Raw genomic sequence first — 2,368 nt, 5'->3', positions numbered from 1 at the left:
TCGCGGGTACCAGGTTTCCCGGCAAGGTCATGTCGTCGGGCATCCTCCGAGCGTACGACCGCGCTTACCCGAGGATGGTGTGATGGCGACGAAGGTCTCCGGCTGTCTGGTCCAGATCCTGCTGTTCCTGCTCGGAGCGGTGCTGGGCACCGGTCTCACGGCGGTGGCGGCCGTCGTGATGTTCGTGCCCGACCGCACGACCGTGATCAGCGTTGATCCGACATCGAACGCACCGGGCGTGTACGTGAAGAAGGTCGAACGGCTGGTGGGCGGCACCTACTACGAGATCTGGCTCGGCCCATCGCCGGACCGCGGCCACGTGGTGACGGTGCCCAACGGCTGGGAACACGACCCGGACCGTGAGGCGACCAGCGACGGCGTGCGCCTGAAGTTCGACAACGGAGGCGAGATCTTCGTGCCCAAGGCGAGTTACTCCTGAGGCAGGATGTGCGAGTGGACGAACAGCTGCGCGTAGGACTTGTCGGTGCGGGCCCGTGGGCTCAGATGATTCACGGCCCCGGCATCGCGAACCACCCCGGCACGACGCTGACCGGCGTGTGGGCCCGTCGTGCCGAGGCGGCCAGGGAACTGGCCGACGCCCACGGTGCGGAGCCGTTCGAGGACTACGCCGCCATGTTGTCCACTGTGGACGCAGTGGCGTTCTGCGTGCCGCCGGCCGTGCAGGGCCCGATGGCGATCGAGGCCGCCAGGGCAGGCAAGCACGTGATCCTGGAGAAGCCGATCGCCGAGTCGGTGGAGGTGGCCGAAAACCTCGCCACGGCCGTCGCCGACGCGGGCGNNCGACGGCCGCTGGCTGACCGGAGCCCTGCTGGACGGCCCGTTCTCGAACTCCCCGTGGCGGCACGAGAAGGGCGCGCTGGACGACATCGGCCCGCACGCGTTCGACCTGCTGGACGCGGCCCTGGGCGAGATCACCGACGTGATCGCGGCGAACGTGTCCGAGACCGGCCTGTGGCAACTGATCCTGCAGCACGCGGGCGGCGCCACGAGCACCCTGTCGATGACTCTCTCGTTGCCGCTGCAGCCACCTTTCTCAGACTTCACCGTGTTCGGCCCCAACGGCCACCGCACGCTCAACAGCCGTGACACGTCCGCCCAGGACTGCTTCACGAACCTGCTCGACGACTTCGTGGCCATGGTGCACAGCGGCACCACCACTCATGAGTGCGACGTGAGGCGCGGCCTGCACCTGCAGCGCGTCATCGATCTGGCCCGACGCAAGGCGGGCGCCTGACGACGGCGCCGAAAATTGTCAGGGGTCCCCGCTAGCTTCACGGCCATGGACCTCACCGCCACGACAGCCGAGTTGGCCGGCGCCGCCGCCGAGGTGGCGCGGCTGTTGCCCACCCGCGTGCTCGACCCGGTGCTGGCCGGGCTGCGCCTCCGCGCCGGCACCGACGTGGAGATCGCGGGCAGCGACCAGGAGCACGGCGTGCGCCTCACGGCGTATGCGACGGTCCACACCGAGGGCGAGGTGCNNCGACGAGCCGCAGGTCCGGCTCAAGGTCGAAGGCCAGCGCCTCGCCATCCGCACGCCCACGTCGAGGTTCGCGCTCCCGCTCCTCGACCTGAACAACCACCCCGGCATCCCGGAACTGCCGCCGCGGCAGGGCTTCATCGACGCCGATCGGCTTCGAGTGATCGCGGCGGTGGCAGGCGCGGCGTCGAAGGACGACGCGTTGCCGATCTTCACCGGCATCCGGATCCAGTCGGACTCCCACAAGCTGCACGTGCTGGCGACAGATCGCTACCGCATGGCGTACGCCACGCTGCCGTGGGAACAAGAAGGTCAACTCGACCTGTTGGTCCCAGGTAAGCCACTCGTGGAAGCGGCCAGGCAGGCCGAGGGCAAGGTCGCCCTGCACGCCAACGCGGACCGCATCGGCCTCGCCTGGCACCACAACTCGATCTCCACCGCACTCCTGGCCGCTCCGTTCCCGGACGACCGAGCGCGCCGACTCCTGGAGGCAGTCATCGACAGCACGGTGCTCGTGGACGCGGACGCGTTGGCCCGCGCCGTCCGCCGAGCCACGCCCTACGGCGGCCCGCACCAGGCCGTGACGCTCCAGGTCGAGGACTCGGAGCTGCGCGTCAAGGGCAGCGACCCGCAGCAGGGCGAGTCCGAGGAGTTCGTCAAGGCCACCGTCGAGGGCGACCACCTGACCAAGACGTTCCAGGCCCGCTACCTCGCGGACGCGCTGAAGGCGTTCGCGGGCCGCCGGATCGAGCTGAAGATCCAGGACGGCCTGCGGTCCACGGTGCTCACCTCGACGCCGGGCGAGGACGGCGTGGAGCTGACCTACCTGGTCGTGCCGATGCGCTCGGTCGCCTAGTAGTGCTTTGTCGG

Annotated in this window: 3 protein-coding genes and 1 pseudogene; 3 read left to right on the top strand and 1 reads right to left on the bottom strand. The window is 69.5% G+C overall.

The features are described 5' to 3' along the window. The first annotated feature begins 82 nt into the window (after positions 1 to 82). Both B0F77_RS34040 and B0F77_RS34035 read left to right on the top strand, forming a co-directional pair. The gene (locus tag B0F77_RS34040) at positions 83 to 439 is read left to right on the top strand and encodes a hypothetical protein (RefSeq protein ID WP_086667137.1); all 357 of its coding nucleotides are present in this window, start codon (positions 83 to 85) and stop codon (positions 437 to 439) included. Positions 440 to 504: 65 nt separating this feature from the next. Next, a pseudogene (locus B0F77_RS34035) lies at positions 505 to 1,255 on the top strand (Gfo/Idh/MocA family protein). Between the two features lie 18 nt (positions 1,256 to 1,273). Here the strand turns inward: B0F77_RS34035 and B0F77_RS50085 are convergent. Then, entirely contained in the window at positions 1,274 to 1,450 is a 177-nt protein-coding gene (locus B0F77_RS50085; protein WP_245848999.1) for a hypothetical protein, read from the bottom strand. 19 nt (positions 1,451 to 1,469) lie between these two features. Between B0F77_RS50085 and B0F77_RS34030 the strand changes: the two genes are divergently transcribed. Further along, on the top strand, positions 1,470 to 2,354 hold the full coding sequence (locus B0F77_RS34030) for a DNA polymerase III subunit beta (protein ID WP_245848997.1): 885 nt from the start codon (positions 1,470 to 1,472) through the stop codon (positions 2,352 to 2,354). The last annotated feature ends 14 nt before the right edge of the window (positions 2,355 to 2,368 follow it).

This window comes from Lentzea kentuckyensis (assembly GCF_002150765.1).
Taxonomy (GTDB): domain Bacteria; phylum Actinomycetota; class Actinomycetes; order Mycobacteriales; family Pseudonocardiaceae; genus Lentzea; species Lentzea kentuckyensis.
This window is presented reverse-complemented; position numbering and strand designations above follow the sequence as displayed.

Bases quoted from the DNA above. Each gene is read 5' to 3' on its own strand.
- B0F77_RS34040 (WP_086667137.1), top strand. From the start codon at position 83: ATGGCGACGAAGGTCTCCGGCTGTCTGGTCCAGATCCTGCTGTTCCTG.